Here is a 21819-nt window from a genome sequence, read left to right as displayed (position 1 = left end):
CACTCCCCCTTTACGCCGGCTTGCCGAGACGAATTCTCGGATCCAGCAGCCTGTAGCCGATATCCGTCAGCAGATTGGCAGTCACGACGCTTACGGCCATAAGCAGCACATAACCTTGAATAACGATGAAGTCTTTGGAGAAGATCGCGTCGACGGCGTACTTGCCCAGACCCGGCCAGGCGAATATCGTCTCCACGACGACGGCCCCGCCGAGCAGTTGGCCGAAGTGAATACCCAGCAGCGTCGCGGTCGGCAGCAGCGCATTGCGCAGCGCATGCGAGCCGACGACGACCGCTTCGCGCAAGCCGCGCGCCCTGGCCGAACGCACGTAGCTTTGGCGGAGAGCGTCGAGCATGCCCGCGCGGATGAGCCGGATATAGGTTCCCGCCATACCGAAGGCCAGCGTAAAAGCCGGCAGCGGCACGCTGGAGATGCCGTCCAGCCCGGTGACCGGAAACCACTTCAGCTTTACCGCTCCGTAGTACAGCAGTAGCAGGCCTAGCCAGTAACCGGGCATGGAGACACTGAGCAGCGCCGCCGTCCGGCCGATACGGTCGATCCAGCTTCCCGGATAGAGAGCCGATACGACGCCAATCGGCAGCGCGGTCAGCAGCAGCAGGGCGATCGCGCAGACGGTCAGCAGCAGCGTGGCCGGCAGCCGGCCGAGCAGCTCTGACGTTACCGGCCGACCGCTGCCGAAGGATAAGCCCAAATCTCCATGCAGCGCCCGCCACAGCCAATGCCCGTACTGCGCGTACAGCGGCTTGTCGAGCCCCATCTCGACCCGCATCGCGGCGATCGCTTCGAGCGAAGGCCGGACCCCGTCGGAACGCAGCTGAATTTCGGCCGGATCGCCCGACGTCAAGCTCATCAGCCCGAACGCGATCAGCGAAATGCCCAGCAGCAGCGCCGCGGATTGCAGCAGCCGCTGCAAAATGAATTTGCTCATGGTGCCGGTCCAACTTTCATTAATTGTAAATATTACAATTAGAGATGTGGCTATTATGCCTCATGCCCGTCCGGTTGTCAATCGCTTAATCGCATCCAGATCTGACAACGGATTGCCGATATTCATTCACAGCAGTTCCCTGTAATCTTCGATTAAATCAGTCGTCTTATGGGTTCAACCTATACAGCAAATAGGCAAGCTGCTCGTTCATATATTCGGGGCTGTGGGAGAAGCCGTCCTCGTACCACTGGATCAGCAGTCCCATGATCGCGTTGGTCTGATACGCGACCATCAGCGACAGATTTTGAACGTCCGACGGATGGAGCGAGGAGCTGTCCAGCATTAAGCTCTTGATTTTGCCGAACAGCGAATAGTAGTAAGACAGCGAGGCATTCTTGTCGAACACGATTTCGTAGAACGACTGGTACTTCTTGACATGATGGAAGATACGGATCGTCGAAGGATCGAGCAGATGCGGAACGAGTTCCGGAACGAGACGGTATGGCTCGTAATAGGATTCCTCCAAGTCCTGAAGCAGATGGCGGAGGTGCTCGTCGAACAGGGCGCTTACGTCCTTATAATGAAGATAGAACGCCCCCCTGCTGACTTCCGCTCTGCGGCACAGCGTCGATACCGAGATCGATTCCAGCGGCGCATTTTTGAGCAGCGCCAGCAACGCTTCGTGCAACGCCTTCTTCGTATTGATGACTCGCAAATCGTTCGGATTCATATCTCCCATTCCCCGCTCGTTATCCCGTATATTTATTTCCTTTTGCCAATTTTACGTTAGTGAACAATTCTTTCAACATCTGTCTAATATCTTGATGGCAACCTGTATTATATAACGGGATCGGGGAAATGTAAAAAGGCTGCAAGAAGATTCGCTCTTCTTGCAGCCTTCCGGCCAGGCGCAGCTTAGAAGCCCGCCGTCCAGCCGGCATCCGCGGCGATGACTGCGCCGTTCACGAAGCTGGACTCGTCGGACGCCAGGAACAACGCCACTTGCGCGATTTCCTCGGGCTGTCCGGCCCGCGGAATGACGCCTTGCGTCACTTTCGTCCGCGACGCTCCGAATTCGTTCATGTTGGTCATCGTCGAGGCGATATTGGTTATCGTCGCGCCGGGAGCGATCGCGTTGCAGCGAATGCCCTTCTGCGCGTACATGAAGCCGGTATTCTTCGTAATGCCGATGACGGCATGCTTGGAAGCCGTATAAGCTGCGCCCGCATGAGCGCCGCTGAAGCCGCCGGTGGATGCCGTATTGACGATGACGCCGCTTCCCTTCTCCAGGAAGATCGGCAGCGCCTTGCGGATCGCGCGCATGACGCCTTTCGTGTTCACGTCGAAAATCAGATCCCATCTCTCGTCGTCCACGTCTCCGACTGGGGCCATATTATCCATGATGCCGGCGTTGTTGACCAGAATGTCAAGCGTACCGAATTCGTTGACGGCTTTGTCGATCATCGCGTTGACATCGTTTAAGTCGCCGACGTTCGTCTTAATCGCGACGGCTTCGCCGCCGCTTGTCCGAATGCCGGACGCGACCAATTCCGCGCCTTCAACGTTCAGGTCCGATATGACGACTTTGGCGCCTTCCTTCGCATATAATTCCGCAATCGCTTTGCCCATACCCGAAGCGGCGCCGGTGACGACCGCTACTTTGCCTTTTAATCGCATCACGAATCCCTCCGTCATTTTAATGAACAACTGTACAATAAAATTATAGGGAATTGACGCGCTGCTGTCAAACGAGCCTCACCGACCGGTACGGAGGTTTCGTCGCAGCCACTCGCGGATGCGCGCTGGGCAGGCAAAGCTTCCCCTGGTTCTAGCCGTACATAGACAGGTCCTGCAAACGGATCAGGACTTTGCCGAAGCGGCCGCCCTGACTGACGGGCACCGTTCCGGACGGGTAGGCGCGCTCCAGGTAGTCCTGAATCGTGCGGCGGGTCCCCTCGTCGGCGGACAAGCCCCGGCCGCTCAGCAAGTTCATCGCTTCCTGAAGCGCCGCTTCCCGGGACATCTCGGCCGTTTTCGTCTCCCGCGTGACGATCGATTGGTAGGAGTAGCCTTTGAGATACAGCAGATGCAGCAGATACCCCATAGCCGTAGGCTCCGGCTTGAACGGCTGGCCGACGATAAGCGGCCAAATCTCGCTTGCCAGACTATGCTCCGCCGAACCGACAGGCAGGCTGATGTAACAAAACCGGCTTGCGCAGCCCAGCACCTTCTCCACGCTCTCCCAATCGCGAATGACCGGGCACATCGAGACAAAAACCAAGTCGAACTTCCCGTTCCAGCCTCGAGCCTCCACGTCGACATTCTCGAACGGCTCCGCCACAATGTTCACCCGGTCCGGGCCGAACCCGGCCAGGTTGGCGCTCAGCAATTCGACCAGCGGGGGAGAGGACTCGACGGCCGTAATGTAAGCTCCCCGCTCCGCGAACGGCAGCGAGAATACGCCGGAGGCGGCGCCGATGTCCAGAACGGAGGCTCCCTCGAACTCTACGCCTTGAACTTCCAGCCAGTTCATAATTCGCGCGGTCCGCCTTCTTCCCTCTTCGTTAAAGGACTGCTCATTGAACGACTTCGCCTTGGAATCGAAAGAACGGGACAGATCGACACCGGCGCGTGCCAGCCTGTTCGCGACCGAGTCTCCGTAATCCTTCCACTCTTTCTCCCACGCCGCTTCATCGTAAAAGTGATTCATTCGCTTCTCCCCCAAGCTTCAGCGTTCAACTCGCCGTTTATCATCGCCGCGGCAACCGCGCCCATCGAAGCGGCGGCGATCGCCTGATGCATCCGCGATGCCGCGTCTCCCGCGCTGTAGACGCCCGGCACGTTGGTTTTCCCGAATGCGTCGACCGCTGCCGTTCCTATTTCCGTCATCGCGCATCCGAGCGTTTGGGGCAGGTCCGATCCCAGCGTCAGCTCCGGTTTAAAAAAGATACCCCTGCACGGAACGACCGTCCCGTCCGCAAGCACGACCTCTCGCACGATCCCGTCATCGGATTCGATGCGGCGGATCGGCGAGTCGAGCAGGGGCACCCGGTGCCGCCGAAGCTCTTCGCGCTGCTCCTCCGTCAGCTCGTCGGGGCCGTTCGTGCATACCGTAAACCGGTCCGTCCAGCCGGAGATCAGAGGAGCAAAATGCATCAGCTCGGCTCCCTTGTTAATGATAACCAGCGGCTGATCCCGTAATTCCCACCCGTCGCAATACGGACATACGAACGCGCTTTTCCCGTAAACATCCGTCAGTCCGGGGATATCCATCGGGCGATCCTTCAGGCCGACGGCAAACAACAGTTTTCTGCTAAGCAGCGTGGCGCCTTGAGCCGTCGTGATTTGGAACCGGCCATCCGCGCCCTCGATCGACACGGCCGTATCCGCCAGGAAGGACACCGACGGATAGGCGCCGATCTGTTCCTTGGCGATTCGCCGAAATTCGCCGGGACTGACTCCGTCGCGGGTAAGAAACCCGTGGGTCTCGTGCGTTACCGCGTTGCGGGGACGTCCTTCGTCGATCACCGTCACGTTTTTTCTGGCTCTCCCCAGTACTAGCGCGGCGTTTAAGCCTGCCGGGCCGCCGCCGATAATCGCCGCATCGAGCAGTTGTTTTTCCATTTTTCTAATCAACCTCCATGGATCTTTATTGTCCATAATTAGATTACAAGAAGCTCATCGCTTCTTGGCTGCTTGAAACCCGCCGCGCTGCAGCGCCTCATCCAGCACCGACTGGATCGTGTGCTCCCGCAAATACCGGTGAAGCTGCAGCTCCGCTCCGTTCATCACTTTCTCGACCAAACATTCGCTCCCTCTGGATGGCGCCGGCTCCCGCCCGTCCTCTTCTTCCGCCAACAGCCGATGCTGCCGCGATCGCGAGTTCGAGCATTCGAACATCTGCTGCCTGCCTTCGATGACTTGGACCACATCGAGAAAGGTGATGTCCTTGGCCGGTCGCGCCAGCTCATAACCGCCGTTCGCTCCCGGCACCGCGCGCACGATTCCGTCCTGTCGCAGCTTGGACATGATCTTCGACAGATAGCTCTCCGAGACTTCCAACATCCCGGACAACTCCTTGATGCCGACGTTATTCCGAAGCTCCGGACGGGCGAGATGAAGCAGGGCGTGCAGGGCGTAATCCGTGCTTTTGGAATATTGCATGCTTTCCTCCCCTCCGCAAACTTATTATGGACCTGTGATGTCCATATTATCCGATTTGCCCTCGAATGGCAAGTCGATTGTTAAAATAGATCGTGAGCGCCCCCCTTGCCGGACTTTCCAACCCCGCGCGTGAAATACTCATGCTTGCCGAATCCGGACAGCGCTTCGCGGTCGGATCGCCATACCCACTCGTCGATCTCGGTCTGGCAGCGATGGGCCCGGAAGGCGGCCAGCTTCGCATGCAGGTGCCTGCTCACGTCGACCCGGACGACGTCTTCGCGGGAATAGCCGTAACGCTACCTTGAACGTAAAAAGCTCCTGAACCGTCGCCAGGACGAATTCAAGAGCTTCTTGCTTAGTTATAAGGAGGCTGACGCAAGGAGCCGGGCCTAGGGCGTGTAGCACATCTGCTATCCTCGGAGTATGCATACTCGCCCTGGATCAAGCCAGCACTTGCCCGTCTCGCAGCATTTGCGCCCTCAGCGCAGCGTAATCCACCGCCTGCACGGGGATATCCGCTTCCAATGCGAGCGCCGCGGCGGTCGCCGCGGATTGCCCCAGCACCATGAACACCGGCTCCATGCGGATCGAGCCGTAAGCGATATGCGAGGCCGACAAGCAGACGGGCACGAACAAGTTGGCGCACTCTTCTTCCTTGGGCACGATGGCGCGATAGCTGATCGGGTACGGACCCTTCAGTTTGATCTGCACATCGCCTTCGTTAACCGCGAAGCCTTCCGCGCTCACATGCCTTTGCACATTGTGCGAGTCCATCGTGTAGGAACCTTGTCCGATGGCGTCCGCAACGGGCGAACGCAGGAAAATATGGTGTTCGTTCATGACGAAGTCGCCCACCATTCTTCTGGCTTCCCGAATGTAGAGCTGCGGCGACCAATGCCCGTTCTCCTCGAATTCGTCCAGGGGCAGCCCCCACGGCGCATAAAACGCGCGAAGCTGATCCGGCACCCTCGGGTGATGCTGCAGCGTCCAGATCAAGCCGCGCTGGTGGCGCTCGTGCGCAGCCGCGATCAAGTCCCGTTCGGCGTACGAAGCTTCCGGATAATCATAGTTGCAGCCGATATAGTCCGTGGAGAAGCCCTTGTCATTGTTCGAATCGGTCTTGCGGTTCGGCACCTTGTTCAGCTTGAAAAAGATTTGCTCTCCTTGCTCGATCGCCCGGAACAGCAGCTCGTAATCCCGCTCGTCGTAGCCGTCCGGACGCTCTACGAATACCCGGTTGGCCGGGTCGTCCGTCAGGCACATCCGGTAACAGTAGGCTTGAATTCTATGGTCGCCCTGTCCGTCGGGGCCGCCGGCGTCCGGATTGACGCCGGGGAGCAGGCCGCTGGACGGGTCGCCTTTGACCACATATGGATCGACGCCGTGCGGCAGTTGGTTTTTCACCGCGTTGGCGGTCTGAATGCCGTTGTACGTTTCCCCGTATACGCTGTTGGACTCGCGGCCCGTCGCGTAGGACACGCCCGCGGCTTTCATCAGATCCCCTTCGTATCCGGCATCCATATACATCCGCCCGCTGAAGCTGCGGCCGGATTCCATCCGGATCGCCGCAATGCGGCTCCCTTGCTTGACGAGCGGATCGATCGGGTCGAGCCGTTCGCCGAAGCGCACGTCGAGCCCGTATTCCTCAACCCATTCCCGGAACACGGCCAGCGCCTCCTTGGGCTCGAACAGCCATGCCGCCGCGTTATCCGTGCCGTACCTGCGTCCGAGCCTCCGGTAGAAGTCCAGCGACAATCCGCCGATCGCGCTTTTGTCTCCGAAGTCGGTGTCGCCGAGCCCGCCCGAGCTAAGCCCGCCCAAGCGCGCGGACGGCTCCAGCACAACCGCGCGCAGTCCCAGCCTGCTGGCCTGCACGGCGGCGGCCAGTCCTGCCGACGTGCCTCCGTAGATCACCAGATCGTACATCATTCGCTTATCCTCCATCCGTCGCAGGACCGCCCGGGCCGTCCTTCAGGCACAAGGCAATCAGGTCGTCCACATGCGCGGTCGCCAGACATTCCACCGTATCCGCGGCTCCGTAATAGATTTTCACTTCTCCGCTGTCTTCAAGAATCATGCCTCCGGGGAAGATCACGTCGTTGCGAAATCCGCCCGCGACCTCATAGGGAGCCTCCGGCGCCAGCAGCGGCGCACGGGAGCGGCCGATCACCTTGCGCGGATCGTCCAGGTCTAGCAGCATGATGCCGGCGCTGTAGCGCTTCGTCCACTTCGGCTCCCAGCCGTTCTTGCCGCGCGCCGGATCGATATCGACGGCGTGGAACGTCGTCAGCCAGCCCTGCTTCGTGCGCACCGGCGGCGCGCCGGGACCGATCTTGTCGTTGGCGTACGCGACCTGCTCGACGCCCAGCACGAGGGACGACTTCCCCCAGTAGACCAGGTCCGGCGACTCGGACAGCCACAGATCGAACCGGTCGCGTCCGCCTCGGCTATACACTGGCATCGGCCGCTCCAGCCGCATGTACCGGCCGCCGATTCGTTCCGGGAACAGCACCATGTTGCGATTGTCCGGTACGCTCAGACTGACCACGTCGAAGCTCTCGAAATCTTCCGTCGTCGCAATGCCGCCCCGCAGTCCGTGTTTCGTATCCATCGCGAAGCACAGATACACCTTGCCTTCGATAACCGTCAAGCGCGGATCGTACACGCGATCCACTTCTTCGTCGCACCACTGCCAGACAGGCGAAGGCCGCACCTCCCAGTTTATGCCGTCGTCGCTGAAGGCCAGCCCCAGATTCGTCGTCCGGCTGGCGTGCACCCGCTCTGCCTGTTCGTCTCCGTAGTCGTTGCGGAACACCATCGCGTATTTGCCCTCGTACTTGGTTACCCCCGCGTTGAACACCATCGCGGGACCGTAGGGCACTTGACGGGGCGACAGCACGGGATTGCCCTCATACCGATGAACAACCGCTGCCGACCGCAGCGGAACGCTAGCTGCGCCGCTTGCTCCGGAATTCGCCATCCTTGCCACTTCCTCTCCGCTTTCCAGTCTTCTCCGATGTCGGGATTGCCGGATTTCGCCGCCCTGAACGGCGCGTACGAATCGAGGACCCCGGCACAGCCGGAGCCCCGAACCGGACTTTATTTACTCGCGTACCAAGAGCTCACTTCCTGAGCGACTTCTTCTCCGCCCGCGCCGTTCCAGGCTTTCTGAAGGCCGGCGATGGAGTCGTCCGATACGCCGTCCACGATCATCTTGATCAGGTAGTCGTTCACGGCGCTGTCCAGCTTGGCTCCGTTCGCCGAATATTTCGGCAAATATGGCGCGAACGCCAGCACGTCCTGATGGATTTGCTCCTTGGGGATGCTGTTGACGAGCTGGAAGTTGTCGAACATCGCTTTGCTCTTCTGCAGGCGCGCTTGCCAATACGTCACGAAGTTGGCTTCGTCCATGCCGATCACGAAGTTGTTCGCGGAGCCCCTCTGCTCGAAGAACGCCGGCTCGATCGGCATATAGTTGCCGTTCTCGAGCGTATAGGTGACGCCTTCCTCGCCGACGAATATCCCTTTGAACGTCTCTGGGTCCAGCATCGCGTTGACCATCTTCACCACGTCTTCGGGATGCTTCGCCGACTTGGGCACGAACGTGATTTTGTTGAACCCTCCGATCTGCGTAAATCCGCTCCGTCCGTCCGGACCTTTCATCGGAGGAATGAACTGATAAGCCGCGTCGGGGACGTTCTTCTTGATCGCTTCGTCGTATCCGGGAATCGACGACCAGCGCGCCCAGATGACGCCGGCGCGGCCGCTGGTGAACTTCTCCGCGGAAGTGGCCGATTTATTCGTGGCGAATTCCTTGTCCAGCAGTCCCTGCTCGTATAAGGAACGCATGAATGACGCATAATCCTTCAACGCCGGATGGCTCGATACATTAACCGGCTTGCCGTCCAGCTCGTTCCACTGGCCGTAAATGCCGAACGCGCCCATGATGTTGTCCACCAGCCCGATGCTGTCAATCGTGAACGGAATGTTGTTCTTCCCGTTGCCGCCGGGATCCTGCTCCTTAAACGCCTTCAGCACATCGACGAATTCGTCCAGCGTCGTCGGCATCGCCTTCCCGACTTTGTCCAGCCAATCGGTTCGGATCAGCAAGCCGTCCCTCACGTAGCTGACGTTAAGCGTGGGAATGCCGTATAGTTTGCCGTCCACCGTCGCGCCCGCCAGCGATTCCGGAGAAAGCGCTTGCTTAATATTGGGACCGAACTGCTCGATCAGCGGCGTAAGATCGGTCAGCGCGCCGTTCTTCGCGAAGTTGAAGAAGTCCTGCGTATTCATCGCGTCGATGAAATCGTAATCCGCGCCGGAAGCCATAATCAGGTTCAGCTTGTCGCCCGGCTTCTCCTGCGGCAGCATATCGTTTCGAACGGTATAGCCCGTCTTTTCCTGGATGTACTGATTCACCGGGTAGCTGTTGTAATCGTCCTGCATGTAATTGCGCAGAGCTTTCAGAACCGGCTTCTCTTCCGGCGCGGCCGCAGAGCTTTCCGGCGCCTTGGCGCTTGCGCTCGGCGAAGCCGGGCTTGCGCCGGAATTGCCGCCGGCGTCCTTGTTGTTGCCCCCGCATGCCGCCAGAATCGTCGCAAACGACAGCAGCAGTACGAGCAGTGCGGCGAGCCCTTTTTTCCTCGACATCTCTAACCCCTCCAATAAGCTTTATTATAAATAAACCCGCTGCGCTTTGCCGCAAATGGGTACAAGCTTGCCGCGATCCAAGCGCAAGGGATTATTCCGTCCGGCAAGGCCGTCCCGGCCCGGTCAACCTTTAACGGAACCGATCAAAATCCCCTTGATAAAATACTTCTGCAGCATCGGGTAGACGAGCAGAATCGGGATCGTCGATACGATGATCGTCGCATTGCGAATGCCCTCCGGCGACAGATTGAGCAGCGCGTCGATGTCCTGGTTGAGCAGATTCTCGTCCGAAGCCTGCAAAATAATGTCCCGTAAATACAGCTGCAGCGGCTTGAGCGAAGGATCGTTCAAATACAGCATCGGGTGAAACCAGTTGCTCCAGAAGTACACCGCGTAGAACAGGCTGATCGTCGCGAATACCGGCGCCGAGATCGGAATGACGATGGAGAGTACGATTCTCAGGTTGCTTGCGCCGTCGAGCTTGGCCGATTCCTCCAGACTTTCCGGCAGGCTCTCGTAGTAATTTTTCATCAGCAGCAGGTTGAACACATTGATCAGGGCCGGCAAAATCAGCGAGGCCAGATTGTCCATCAGATGAAGATTTTTGATCAGCAGGTAGGTCGGCACCAGCCCGCCGTTGAACAGCATCGTGAAGATGTAGAGCAGCAAAATAAACTTGATGCCCGGCAGATGCTTCTTGGACAGCGGATACGCGGAGACGGCGGTAAACAGGACCGCGCCGAGCGAGCCGACGACCGTGACGAAGACCGAGATCAGGAACGCGTTCTGAAACAGCCGGTCGCGAAGGACGAACATGACGTTCTCCATCGTGAAGGCCACCGGCAGCAGCCCCACCTTGCCGGATATGATCGCCCAGTTGGCGCTGAGCGACTTGGCAAGCACGTTCAAGAAGGGAAACAGGCAGAGAATGCCCGAGCCGATCAGGATGACGTACACCGCCCCGATGTAAATCTTCTCAGACCATGGCCGTTTGATTGAATGCTCCAACTTCGTTCGCCTCCTTCGTTACCATATGCTCTTGCCCGTCACCCGCTTGGCCATCCAGTTGCCTCCGATGACGAGGAAGAACCCGATGACCGATTCGAACAGCCCGACGGCAGTGGAGAAGCTGTATTCCATCGAGGTCAGCCCCATCCGGTAAATGTAGGTGCCGATGACGTCGCCCGTCTCGTAGACGGTCGGGTTGTACAGCAGCAGAATCTGTTCCGTTCCCGCCTCCAGCACATGACCGATCCGCAAAATGAACATGAGCACGATGGTCGAGGCGATCCCGGGCAGCGTAATGGTGAAAATCTGCTGAATCCGGCTGGCTCCGTCCAGCTTCGAAGCCTCGTACAATTCGGGGTCGAGTCCGGCGATCGCGGCGATGAAAATGATGGCGTTCCAGCCCGCTTCCTTCCAGCCGGCCGTGGCCACGATCACGCTGCGGAAATAGTCGTTGTCCATGAAGAAGTTGACCGGTTCGCCGCCGAAAAATTCGATGATATTGTTCACGATGCCGTTGGAGGGCGACATGATGTTGACGAACAATCCCGCGATAATGACCCACGACAGAAAATGGGGCAAGTAGATGATCGTCTGAACCGTGCGCTTGAACCACATTTTCCCGACCTCGTTCAGGAAAATCGCGAGCGCGATCGGAATCGGAAACAGGATGACGATCTTGTACAAGCTGATGAGCAGCGTGTTCGTCATGACCCTGCCGAAATCGTCGGAGGAGAACAACCGCTCGAACTGCTTGAGCCCGACCCACTCGCTGCCGCCAATGCCCTTGAAAATATTGAACTCCTGAAACGCGATGACAAGGCCGTATATCGGGGTGTATTTGAAGATCGCCAAAAATACGAGTCCCGGAATAAGCAACAAGTATAAATCGTAATTGCGTCTGACTTGAGAAGTCCATTGAATACGGCCCTTCATGCTATCCCTCCCTCCAGCGTCGCTGCTTGATCCTGGTTTAATCATAGCGGCCGGAGGAGATCGGTCGTGAGGCACATCGTTCAACGGTACTGGTACATTCTTCAGGTCGCGCAGCAAAAAAGGCCGCCCCGGCCCGGCCTGCTTGCAGCCTTGCGGGACAGCCTTGTCCTATCTTGCCTCGCCATTCGCCGGTTACAGCGAGCCGCCTGGCTCCGCGCGCTCCGGCATGAACAGGCTGACGGTCGTCCCTGCTCCCGGCGCCGATCGAACATGCAGCCTGCCTTCGCCGCCGGTGAACAGCCGCACGCGCTCCCATACGTTGTACAGACCGTAGCCGGACGGCGAGGGAGACGGCGGGGCGTCCAGGCTGGCATACAGCTGCGCCACCTGTTCCTCGTTCATGCCGTTCCCGTCGTCGGACACCCGGATCACGAACCCGCCGCCGTCTACGATTGGTTCCGCCTCCACCCGAATGCTGCCGTAATGACCTTCGACGCCTTGAATGCCGTGCAGAATCGCGTTCTCGATCAGCGGCTGAATCGACAGCTTGGGAATAAGCCGGGCGGACAGAGTCTCCGGACACTCCACCGCGTAATCGAAGTTATGGAACCGCTGCTTCTGGATTTCCAGATAGGCCCGCGCCAGGTTCATCTCGTCCTCCAGCGACACGATGTCCTTGCCCTTGTTCAAGGTCAGCCGAAAATACTGCGCCAGCATGTTCAGCATCCGGCTGATGTCGTGCGCGCCCTTGGTCAGCGCCATCCAATTGATCGTATCGAGCGCGTTGTACAGAAAATGCGGGTTGATCTGCGCCTGCAAAGCCCGAAATCTCGCTTCCTTCTCCTGCTCCTTGACGCGGTAATTGTCTTCGATCAGATCCTGGAACGTCGACAGCATGTGCGCCACGCTCTTCTCCAGCCGAATGACGACGCCGCTGTGGTGGGGAATTCCTTCTTCGATCATGGCGGCGCCGCGCTCCCGCAATTGCTCGGTAATATCGCGGACGCGATTGATCGTGCCGCGGGTGACATGCACAAACACGAGAAAAGCGCCCAGAATAAACAGCAGCGCCAGCGACAACGTCAAAATAAGCGAAAATCCGAAATTGAAATCGTTGTTCATATGGTTGATCTGACGGGCCGGCAGCAAGGATACCACGCTCCACCCGCCTGCGCCCAGCGCGGCGTGAATCATGAAGTAAGGCTGCCCGTTCATCGCGAACTTCTCGATGCCGGACGGCCGACTGCCGAACAAACCGACGGACTCCGGCACGGGAAGCTTGCCGCCGATCTTGTCCGGCTGCCCGTGGGATACGATGACGCCGTCCCGATCGACGACGTACATGTTCCGATTGGAGACGTCCAGCTCGGCGTCGTTCAGAATGGCCGCCAGATTGGCTTCCGGCATGTCCAGCATCAGAATGCCGATCACGCGGGCATATTCGTTCGGGTCCCGAATCATCCGGGCGGACGAGAATACCCGGACCTCGCCGGGCGAGCTGATATAATTCTCGACATGCGTCGGTATCCATTCCACTGCGCCGTTGCGTCCGATTACAGCGTCGTACCACGGCATCTCCCGCGCAAGGTCGAGGCTGAAGAAGTTGACGTGCTCGCCCGCATACATTTTGTCGGCGTTGACGTACAGCTTGATTTTCAGAATGTCGCTGCCTTGAAGACTGCGGATCAGATTGCCCAGCTTCTTCTCCTCTTCCACTTGACTGAACTTGGTGCCGACAAGCGGATCGAGGGCGAGAATGTCGTACAGATCGGAGTTGAGAATGAGCGCATCGGAAATATCGCCCACCTTGGACAGGCGATAATCCAGATTGATTTTCACCTGTTGGACGGATTTCAGCATCGACTCCGTGACCTGGCGCTCCAAAATATCGGCCGATTTCTCGAAATAGGAATACAGCATAACGCCGGCCGGCAGCAGCACGACCAACAGATAGAGCAGCAGCATCTTCCGGTAAGTGAGCCACAACAGCTGTAATTTACGCCAAATCCCCATCGCTCCGTTTACCTCCCGCCGTGAAGCCGTCTCTATCCTGCCGCGGCATCCGGGTCAAATCGCGCCCAGGAACGAAATGGCCGTATCGGCGATGCGCCGGAAGCCCGCCTCGTTAGGGTGGAGCCGGTCGCTGGTGAAGGTATCCAGCGTCAGCTTGTTGAAGCCGCTGACCGAGTATAAATCCAGCACCGGCAAAGCGTACGCCTGTCCGACCCGGATCGCGGCAGCCGCATAATCGGCCAGCAGACAGCCGACTTCGTTGCGCCTCTCGCCATCGTATCCGTCCTTGTCCCGCTGCAGCGGCGTCCACAGATTGATCCGGCTGAGCGGATAACGGCTCTGCAGCTGCTCTACCAGCGTCTGATAGGCGCCGAAAAAAGTGCGATCGTCGAACACGCCGCCCACCGCCCGCAGCTCCCCCAGCGGCATACTCAGCCGATAATCGTTCGTCCCCGCGAATATCGTAATGCAATCGTACGGCGCTTCGAGACGGCGGCCCATATGAACGGTCGCTCCTTCGTCCCGGTCGCTGCCTGCGGTCAGCGGGCAGCCTCCGCGCCCGAAGTTGTCCGCCCGGGCGAAGCCGAGCGCCTGCTGCACGAGCGGTTGATACCCGCCGGCCGCAGTGATGCTGTCCCCCAGCGTCGCCCAGCCGGCGCCGCGCCACCTGCTCCCGTTCATCCGTCCGTCCTCCTGTGAATGTCCCGATAGTCGCTCGGATTCATACCCGTATATTTGCGGAACTGTTTCGTGAAATAGCTGGGCTCGGCATAGCCGATCGCCGTGCAGATCTCCGCCAGCTTGCGATCCGTGCCGTTCAACAGTTTCTTGGCTTGCTCCATTCTGACCCTGGTTATATATTCGTTGATCGTCTCCCCGGTCTCCTGCTTGAACAACAGGCAAATATACGTCTTAGCCAGATACACCTGCGCGGCAATGTCCGCGATCGTCAAGTTTTCGGAGTAGCGCTCCTGAATGATGCGCATGATTTCCGTAATGACTTCCGGGATTCTCCTGTCCTCCCGATGCTCGATCCGTTCGCATACCTGCGTTAAATACACCTTCAGATGATGGCTCATATCGTCCAGCGTCTCCAGCTTCATCAGCTGCGCCCAGGCTTCGGACTCCCGTTCGCCCAGATCGCCCGCGCGAATGCCGGACTCGGACAGAAACTGCGACGCGACGAGCAGCACCTGCAGCCCTATCCGCTGGCAATCGATATAGCCGATGCCCGAGCTTCCGCGCAATTCTTCGAACAGCGCGTCCAGCCGATGCGACACCTGAACGGCGTCTCCCGACTTGAGCACGGAGGACAGCGAGGTCATTCGTTCGTTGACGGCGCGGTAATCGACGTCCTTGCGCGCCGCCATCGCGTCGAAGGTGACGACCTGGTTTCTGCCGAGAAACAGCTTGCGCTCGATCGCGCCCGACGCCATCTGGTAGCTGTCGGCCAATCGTCCCAGATGCTCGACCGTGCCGCCGATCCCGATCGTCAGGCTGATGCCGCCGACCATCCGACTCAGAAACCCGTTCAGACTGGTCATCAATTCGCTGACCAAGGGGAAAATAATCTCCTCCCCTTCATTCTCCGGCAGTTCTACGATCAGCACGTATTCCCCCCGCTGATGCTCGAACGCGCTTCCGGAAGCGCGCGCCTCCACGACTTCCCGGCAAATATTTTGAATGGCAAAGGAAATCAGCTGCGTATTCTGCTCGGGCATCTTCTCGAACACGGTCCGAGGGTTGTCGATGCCGATGATGATGGCGCAATAAGGCGCCTGGTAGGACAGCCGCAAGTCAAGGAAATCGATGCGCTTCTCCGTCGAGGCGCGGTCCATGTTGCCGTCCTTGATCAGTTGGATGAAGAACTTCTCCCGCAGCAGCGGGATGCTCTCGTTCAGCTTGGCGGACAGCCGCTGCAGCATATCCTTGCGGTTCTCCTCCCGCTTCGACATCGCCATGATTTTCTCGATAACCGCGGTCAGTTCCTGCAGATTAACGGGCTTCAGAATGTAATCCACCACATCCATCTTCATCGCCGATTTCAAATATTCGATATCGTCGTACCCGCTGATGAACACGATCTTCGTATCGGGATGGCGTTCCTTCAACCTTTTCACCATCTCGATCCCGTCCATGCCCGGCATCTTCACATCGGTCAGCACAATGTCCGGCCGGACCCGTTCGGCCAGATCCAGCCCCTTGTTGCCGTTCTCGGCCTCCCCGGCGACTTCGATGCCGTAATCGAACCAATGGATGCAGATTTTCAGACCGTTGCGCGTCGAATACTCGTCATCCACGATGATCAGCTTGTACATAAGCTTCCTCCCCCCGATGAAAAGACCATTGTGCGAAAAGGCCGCGGCGCTTTTTATTCTATTATAAGCGGTTTATCGTCTCTCTTCGCTACGACAAGCTTATGGAAAGATAGTCGAATCTTCAGTAGATACTGACCCCATTTCATTAAGATGAGTTCATTTGACAGTTTCCTATTATTACAAATAAGCATTTACTAGGGTAATTGAAGAAGAGGGGAGGTGACCTTTATGGCAAAAACCTCTCAACGCCGTCCCCGTAGACCGCGTCGTCGGGTTGATGTGGTGACGATCACATTTGCACGTGATAGGTTTGGAGTAAGGCGGATTGTTGACGTTTGTATCATTGGCAACGCCAGACCCTGCCGTCAACTGCTCAGACCTGGCCTTCGCTTGGCTCCTGCCACCAGATGTTTGCTGGCCGCGGGCTTTGTGCTAATTCGTCTCCGTTCGAATGTATGGGTATTCCGCAGAATCCGGTAGCTCATAAAGAGTAAGCGAAAATAGTCCTCGCTTCGGATGAGATGGGGACTATTTTACGCTTGCTTACCTTCGCCAACGATGGAATTTGAGGCGATTCTCAGATCGATGACCATGGAAGATTCGTCCTTTTTCCTTGGTTATTAGATTATTGCTTCCGTCTACCCCATTATCGCATCGCACGCAATAATCATCAGGGTCAAATGTTTGGAAAGATCCAATTCATAAGGATTCGACAGCTCCTGGCCGTTCGGATCTTTGATGATTCGGACGACAGGGCGTCCGGGGGCGTTATAGATATATTGGACAACAACTCCCGTTTCTCCCGTATTCAGCTTCACAGTAACTCCAATGGGATAAGAAGCGACGGATGTGCGGAACGTTTGGACCAAATCATAGTCAAAGTGCGTGCCCGCGCCGGCGAAAACAATCTCCAGCGCTTCGTGGGGAAGAAGCGGCTTACGGTAACTGCGGAGGGAAGTGATCGCGTCAAACACGTCTGCGATCGCCATAATCTTCGCGCAGGGGTGAATCTCGTCTCCTTTTATCCCCCTGGGATATCCGGTTCCATCCAGCTTCTCGTGATGCTGGAAAGCGCAGTGCGCGGTCAGAAGCGACACTGATGATTCGTTTCTTAAGATTTCAAATCCATATTCCGGATGTTTCTTGATAATCTCGTATTCTTCATATGTAAGCTTTCCGGGCTTGTTCAAAATCTCCTGCGGAATTTTGGTCTTCCCGATATCGTGCAAAATGCCGCCCATCGCGATTTCCGTCAGTTTTTTATCGTCCATGCCAAGCTTTATCGCCATCGACAGCGAATAGATCGTAACATTAACCGAATGGGAAAAAAGATAATTGTCATGCGCATAAGCGTTAATGAGCAGATTCATTTCGCTTTTGGAATTTTTCAACTCCCGGATGACGCTTTTAAACACATTTTGGAGCTTGTCCAGATGCATGTAATTTACGGTTCTCGTATATTTTTTATCGAAGTTCGCCATCCCGACAAACGTTTCTTTGATCGCATGAGTTGCTTCCATTCGCATTTCAAGCGGAATCGTATCCTGAATCACCAAATCATCGGTCGACTTGTCTCTGACGTAAACCATACCGATATTACGATCGAGAAGCGCTTTAATGATTCGTTGATTCAATCTGACTCCCGAGCCCAGCAATACGACACCGCTGTCCGTAAATATCGGTTTCGCGATTTCCATTCCTTCGACACAGTTCATTGTCGAAACAAGTCTCATCACTTTCACTTCCATGTTGAATGATGTCTGTCTTTTGTGATTATAGCCATTGTTCAGTAATGCCGCAATGACCGGGACCTGACGGTCTTTTGACATCCAGTCGCCTGTATCCAGAGTCATAAATAAGAAACTATCGTCCCCCCTGCCGCTCCTGACAAAACGACCACCCACGGCGGCGCTTTCCAGAATACCAGCATAATAAACAAAATCGCAGCCAATGCAAAATCTGCAGGCGCCAATATCGCAGTGGTCCACAATGGATTATAAAGCGCTGCGAGCAAGATGCCCACGACCGCCGCATTGATGCCGATCAAAGCGCCTTGGACCTTCGGGCTTGCACGCAAGGAATTCCAAAATGGAAGAGCTCCTAGAATTAACAAGAAGGCCGGCAGAAAAATAGCCGTAGTCGCGATCGCGGCTCCGAGTATTCCGTTCGCCATCGCCCCCAAGTAGCCTGCAAAGGTGAATAACGGCCCGGGCACCGCCTGGGCCGCGCCATATCCGGCGAGAAAATCCTCGCTGCCGACCCATCCGGTGGGCACGACTTCCCTTTCCAGCAAGGGAAGCACGACATGGCCCCCGCCGAATACAAGAGAACCTGCACGATAAAAGCTGTCGAATAGCGCCAGCGGCCCGCCGACGAATAACGGTCGAAGCAGAGGCAGTGCGATCAGTAGGCCAAAAAACAGAACGAGACATAAGACGGCAAAACCGCGGCTTACAGGCACCTGCAGGCTGGGAGCATCCGGAACGGCCGCATTCCGGTACATCCACAGTCCGATCATCCCCGCTGCAATAATCAGCAAAACCTGAGTGAACGCCGTCTGCCATAACAGCGTAACCGATACCGCCATTATCGCGATCGTCGCCCGGTTCCGGTCAGGCGTCAGCTTCTGTCCCATACCCAGGATCGCATGGGCGACAATCGCTACGGCGACGATTTTGAGCCCATGAATCCATCCCGCTCCGCCAATATCAAAACCTTGCAGCAGAAAGGCGAATAAAACCAAGGCAATGACAGAGGGCAACGTAAAGCCAAGCCATGCGATCAAACCGCCCATCAAGCCTGCGCGGATGACGCCGATGCCGATACCGACCTGGCTGCTCGCCGGTCCGGGCAGAAACTGGCATAACGCCACCAAATCCGCGTAGCTTCGCTCATCCAACCATTTGCGCCGGCGGACGTATTCGTCGTGAAAATAACCAAGGTGGGCGACTGGCCCTCCGAACGAAGTAAATCCCAGCTTGGTCGAGACCCCAAACACTTCCAAAAGCGCCCGCCATTTGCCTTTCGGCTGGACTTGAACAGCGGCTTGATTCGATTCCATCGCAATGATAACTCCTTCATCCGTAGATTGGGGGCGCGCAAGGAAGCGGACTCCTATTCAGTCTTGGATTTCCCTAAACAACTCATAAGCCTTGTTGCGCGCTTCAACGAGAACCTGATTGCCTTTTTCGGTGGTCCGATAGTATTTGCGGATTTTCCCTCCGACATTTCGGTCCTCCCGTTCCAACAGACCGCTGATTTCCATCGTTCTCAGCAGCGGATAAAGCGTTCCTGCGCTCATTTTATATCCATGCTCTTTCAGTTCTTCTAGCATCCACGATCCGAATATCGCTTCTTGAGCGGCATGATGCAGGATGTGAATCTGTATGAATCCCAGAAATAGCTTTCGATTGATTTGTTCCTCCATCATTCAAGCGCACCACCTTTGATTATCGATATCGGATAACGATATTATCATACCTTAGTTGATAACCCCGTTCAACAAAGATTATCGTCAGGCGCGTCTCCGTTTCGCAAAATCGATTTATAGAACGCACGTTCGGGAGGGATTGGTAGATTTTTGGCGAATAATTGGGTATAAAGAAGGATTTTGTCGTACATAACGAGGACTTTTAGCGAGAGCAGAGCTTACTCCATGAGTCTTAAGACAGACCTCTTGTATAGCTGGATGGCCGAATTTGTTGCTTCCAAGCGTAAGCTGCTCCAGTTCGGAGTGGCTTCTTATTTTCATTTTCATGCCAAAGGAGGGGAGCCGTTGATTCCCGACATCGAACAATTAATCGTTCAAGACGATTTGTACCATGTTTTCCAGCCTATTTATGAGCTCCCCAAAAAGAGCATTTTCGGTTACGAGGCTCTTCTTCGCAGCAACTCCCAAATAAGCCCGGACCTTTTATTTCGGCACGCCATGGAACAGAACAAGCTGTTCGAAATCGATTCTTACTCCATCTCCCATGCCGTCTCTACTTACTTCGGCTCTCCGGAATCGCGCGAACAGGGCTTGCTGTTTATCAACATTTTCCCTTCAACCTTGGCTTCGCCTTTGTTCATTGATTTTCTCGACACCCTGGTCAAGCAAGTCGAGCCCTGTAGAAAGCAAATCGTGTTTGAGATTAATGAGTCCGTTTTTGAGGGCGTTTTATGGAAAAGCGCTTCTTTCAGAGCTGCGATCCGTTTGCTGCGCGAACAACGTTTCTTGATTGCGCTCGATGATGTAGGCGATGGAACGACTTCGTTCCGAAATATTCTGGACATCTCGCCGGATTTCATTAAAATCGACCGATTCTTCTCCGCCGAATTGCGTGCGTGCAAGAGGAAACAAAAAGTCGTCGCGCTATTTGCCGAGTACTGCCAAGACGAGTCCAGTCTGATCTTGGAAGGAATCGAAGAAGAGGAAGATAAGGATGTCGCTCTAGCATTGGGAGTCAAGATCGGACAAGGCTATTTATTCGGAGAACCGACTAGATTAAAGTAAGGCTATGGAATGTGTAGTTTCACCCGAACACGAAGGAGAAATCAAGGTGCAGGACAAGATCAACTATTTCCGAAAAGCAACGCTCTCTATGAAAATTTCAGAGTTTGAAGTTCCGCCTATGCAGGATTTATTGATTATTGGAAAAAAAGCGCCGATCGGACCGGAAGCGGTGAAGCGTATGGCGCAAGCGCTATCGCCGGAACAATTTACGATCATCAAGCTGGAGCACGCCAAGATTGAAGCGGTCTTGATCCGAAATTCCCTTCTGCAAATGTTGGACGAACATCTGCTTATACAAATCATTCTGGAGGAAGCGGATCGGTTGATCAGCGACAACATGGTTCTCCGTTCCGAACTGAAAATTTCGCTGTCGGTTCAGCGGGAGGTCGAGTTGCAATGAAGGTGTCGGAATTCATGTCATCCCCGGTTCATACGGTCTCATCGGACCGAAGCGTGCAATATGTATCCGACAGGATGAATGAACTCAAAGTCGGTTCCCTCGCCGTCTCGGATTACGGAACGACGATAGGGATCGTTACGTCTCGCGATCTCCGTTCCTCCCATCCCAATCGCATCGTAGCCGACGCAATGACCCCTAACCCGATCAGCGTCTCGACTGAACAATTTGCTTGGGACGCCTTGGCAACGATGGAACGCCATTGCATTGAGCGCTTGCTCGTCACCCGGGAAAATCAGGTCGTCGGAATAGTCACCCGGGAGACTCTTCAAATTAAATTGAACCGAATCGTGGATCCGCTGACCGGTTTGTATCGCGCGCCCTATATCCAGCAAATCGGCGAGCATTTTTTGAATCGCGGCACCTCTTTCCAACTGCTGTTTATCGATCTCAATAATTTCGGCGAAATCAACAAAATGTACGGACATCCGGTGGGGGACGATATCCTTATCGAGTATTCGAATCGCCTTCGGGCCATTACGACCGGACAGGATTATGTCTGCAGGTATGCAGGAGATGAATTTGTTGTGATTACATGCCGCGAGGATAACGAAGCGAAGCGTCTGATTGAGGCCCTGTCCGAACCCGTAGTCATACAAACCGCTAAAATATCCGCAGCCGTCGGAGTTGCAAGCGATTACGCCGTTCCCGACTTTTACGCTCGGACTTTTCGGGAACTGATCAGCAGAGCGAGTTTATTATCGACTTCTCTGAAGCAGAATTCGCTTGTCTAATGTAAAATGCCTCAGCAGGGCGCCGATCGAATCCTCCGAGTCAATGAATAGGAATGGCGGGACTGGAAAAAATAAATCGCGAATTTCAAAAACCAAGG

Annotated in this window: 21 protein-coding genes; 4 read left to right on the top strand and 17 right to left on the bottom strand. The window is 56.1% G+C overall.

The window, feature by feature from the left end; genetic code table 11:
- Window positions 1–10: 10 nt before the first annotated feature.
- The 6 genes from nikB to ACESLM_RS14825 form a co-directional block, all read right to left on the bottom strand.
- Window positions 11–949: a nickel ABC transporter permease gene (gene nikB / locus ACESLM_RS14850; protein WP_372632351.1), complete on the bottom strand. Its 939-nt coding sequence runs from the start codon at window positions 947–949 to the stop codon at window positions 11–13.
- A 166-nt stretch (window positions 950–1115) separates the two neighbouring features.
- Window positions 1116–1679, bottom strand: coding sequence for a TetR/AcrR family transcriptional regulator (locus ACESLM_RS14845; RefSeq protein ID WP_372632350.1), 564 nt, complete (start codon window positions 1677–1679; stop codon window positions 1116–1118).
- A gap of 185 nt (window positions 1680–1864) precedes the next feature.
- Entirely contained in the window at window positions 1865–2626 is a 762-nt protein-coding gene (locus tag ACESLM_RS14840) for an SDR family oxidoreductase (RefSeq protein WP_372632370.1), read from the bottom strand.
- Between the two features lie 151 nt (window positions 2627–2777).
- Complete coding sequence (locus tag ACESLM_RS14835) at window positions 2778–3659, bottom strand: class I SAM-dependent methyltransferase (protein WP_372632349.1); 882 nt, start codon at window positions 3657–3659, stop codon at window positions 2778–2780.
- Complete coding sequence (locus ACESLM_RS14830) at window positions 3656–4573, bottom strand: NAD(P)/FAD-dependent oxidoreductase (protein WP_372632348.1); 918 nt, start codon at window positions 4571–4573, stop codon at window positions 3656–3658. Before ACESLM_RS14830 ends, ACESLM_RS14835 begins: the two co-directional genes overlap by 4 nt.
- Window positions 4574–4627: 54 nt before the next feature.
- Entirely contained in the window at window positions 4628–5113 is a 486-nt protein-coding gene (locus ACESLM_RS14825; RefSeq protein ID WP_372632347.1) for an RrF2 family transcriptional regulator, read from the bottom strand.
- A gap of 140 nt (window positions 5114–5253) precedes the next feature.
- Here ACESLM_RS14825 and ACESLM_RS14820 point away from each other — a divergent pair, with 140 nt between their 5' ends.
- On the top strand, window positions 5254–5418 hold the full coding sequence (locus ACESLM_RS14820) for a hypothetical protein (protein ID WP_372632346.1): 165 nt from the start codon (window positions 5254–5256) through the stop codon (window positions 5416–5418).
- A gap of 136 nt (window positions 5419–5554) precedes the next feature.
- On the opposite strand, the gene ACESLM_RS14815 is transcribed toward ACESLM_RS14820, so the two are convergent.
- The 11 genes from ACESLM_RS14815 to ACESLM_RS14765 form a co-directional block, all read right to left on the bottom strand.
- Window positions 5555–7042, bottom strand: coding sequence for an FAD-dependent oxidoreductase (locus tag ACESLM_RS14815; protein ID WP_372632345.1), 1488 nt, complete (start codon window positions 7040–7042; stop codon window positions 5555–5557).
- 4 nt (window positions 7043–7046) lie between these two features.
- The gene (locus tag ACESLM_RS14810; RefSeq protein ID WP_372632344.1) at window positions 7047–8093 is read right to left on the bottom strand and encodes a glycoside hydrolase family 130 protein; all 1047 of its coding nucleotides are present in this window, start codon (window positions 8091–8093) and stop codon (window positions 7047–7049) included.
- A gap of 119 nt (window positions 8094–8212) precedes the next feature.
- Window positions 8213–9763 carry an extracellular solute-binding protein gene (locus tag ACESLM_RS14805; RefSeq protein WP_372632343.1) on the bottom strand — a complete coding sequence of 517 codons (1551 nt, stop codon included), beginning with the start codon at window positions 9761–9763 and terminating at the stop codon, window positions 8213–8215.
- A gap of 123 nt (window positions 9764–9886) precedes the next feature.
- On the bottom strand, window positions 9887–10771 hold the full coding sequence (locus ACESLM_RS14800; RefSeq protein WP_094049005.1) for a carbohydrate ABC transporter permease: 885 nt from the start codon (window positions 10769–10771) through the stop codon (window positions 9887–9889).
- Between the two features lie 18 nt (window positions 10772–10789).
- Window positions 10790–11704 carry an ABC transporter permease gene (locus ACESLM_RS14795; protein WP_372632342.1) on the bottom strand — a complete coding sequence of 305 codons (915 nt, stop codon included), beginning with the start codon at window positions 11702–11704 and terminating at the stop codon, window positions 10790–10792.
- Window positions 11705–11896: 192 nt separating this feature from the next.
- Complete coding sequence (locus tag ACESLM_RS14790; protein WP_372632341.1) at window positions 11897–13717, bottom strand: cache domain-containing sensor histidine kinase; 1821 nt, start codon at window positions 13715–13717, stop codon at window positions 11897–11899.
- Between the two features lie 54 nt (window positions 13718–13771).
- On the bottom strand, window positions 13772–14398 hold the full coding sequence (locus ACESLM_RS14785) for an SGNH/GDSL hydrolase family protein (RefSeq protein ID WP_372632340.1): 627 nt from the start codon (window positions 14396–14398) through the stop codon (window positions 13772–13774).
- A complete protein-coding gene (locus ACESLM_RS14780; protein WP_372632339.1) occupies window positions 14395–16035 on the bottom strand; it encodes a response regulator in 1641 nt (546 codons plus the stop codon). Before ACESLM_RS14780 ends, ACESLM_RS14785 begins: the two co-directional genes overlap by 4 nt.
- A 638-nt stretch (window positions 16036–16673) precedes the next feature.
- Window positions 16674–17939 carry an HD-GYP domain-containing protein gene (locus ACESLM_RS14775; protein ID WP_372632338.1) on the bottom strand — a complete coding sequence of 422 codons (1266 nt, stop codon included), beginning with the start codon at window positions 17937–17939 and terminating at the stop codon, window positions 16674–16676.
- Complete coding sequence (locus tag ACESLM_RS14770; protein WP_372632337.1) at window positions 17885–19096, bottom strand: chromate transporter; 1212 nt, start codon at window positions 19094–19096, stop codon at window positions 17885–17887. The genes ACESLM_RS14775 and ACESLM_RS14770 overlap by 55 nt, the downstream gene beginning before the upstream one ends.
- Before the next feature lie 57 nt (window positions 19097–19153).
- Window positions 19154–19462 (bottom strand): PadR family transcriptional regulator, encoded by a 309-nt coding sequence (locus ACESLM_RS14765; RefSeq protein WP_372632369.1) that lies wholly within the window; start codon window positions 19460–19462, stop codon window positions 19154–19156.
- A 228-nt stretch (window positions 19463–19690) separates the two neighbouring features.
- Between ACESLM_RS14765 and ACESLM_RS14760 the strand changes: the two genes are divergently transcribed.
- The 3 genes from ACESLM_RS14760 to ACESLM_RS14750 are packed head-to-tail and all read left to right on the top strand — an operon-like array spanning window position 19691 to window position 21721.
- Window positions 19691–20530: an EAL domain-containing protein gene (locus ACESLM_RS14760; RefSeq protein WP_372632336.1), complete on the top strand. Its 840-nt coding sequence runs from the start codon at window positions 19691–19693 to the stop codon at window positions 20528–20530.
- 46 nt (window positions 20531–20576) lie between these two features.
- Window positions 20577–20930, top strand: coding sequence for a hypothetical protein (locus tag ACESLM_RS14755; protein WP_372632335.1), 354 nt, complete (start codon window positions 20577–20579; stop codon window positions 20928–20930).
- Window positions 20927–21721, top strand: coding sequence for a GGDEF domain-containing protein (locus ACESLM_RS14750; protein WP_372632334.1), 795 nt, complete (start codon window positions 20927–20929; stop codon window positions 21719–21721). Before ACESLM_RS14755 ends, ACESLM_RS14750 begins: the two co-directional genes overlap by 4 nt.
- Window positions 21722–21819: the final 98 nt, after the last annotated feature.

Origin of the sequence: Cohnella sp. (genome assembly GCF_041641335.1) — a bacterium.
Taxonomy (GTDB): Bacteria; Bacillota; Bacilli; order Paenibacillales; family Paenibacillaceae; genus Cohnella.
The sequence above is the reverse complement of the archived record's forward strand: the minus strand, read 5'-3'. Positions and strand labels throughout refer to the sequence as shown.